The 262-nt window shown below is 48.5% G+C and carries 1 protein-coding gene; it reads left to right on the top strand.

Annotation, left to right across the window (positions count from 1 at the left end):
• A partial coding sequence (locus N8L33_RS10010; protein WP_261059759.1) for a hypothetical protein occupies nt 1–262 on the top strand: 262 nt, incomplete at both ends.

Below are 262 nucleotides of genomic sequence, written 5' to 3'. Positions count from 1 at the left end.
TTATCTTGCGGTGGCGGAGTCTCTTGTTGTTGTGGTTGTTGAAGCTGAGGTACTTGCTGATGTTCTTGCTGATGTACTTGCACTTGTTGTTGCTGATGTACTTGCTGATGTACTTGCGCTTGTTGAGGCTGACGTACTTGCTGATGTTCTAGCCGATGTACTTGCACTTGTTGATGCTGACGTACTTGCTCTTGTTGATGCTGAGGTACTTGCTGAGGTTCTTGCTCGGGTTGAGGATGATGTACTTGCTGGGGTGGTGGCG

It is taken from the genome of Streptococcus mitis (genome assembly GCF_946188695.1).
Taxonomy (GTDB): Bacteria; Bacillota; Bacilli; order Lactobacillales; family Streptococcaceae; genus Streptococcus; species Streptococcus mitis_DF.
Note: the sequence above shows the minus strand (reverse complement) of the source record. Positions and strands in the feature narration are given on the sequence as shown.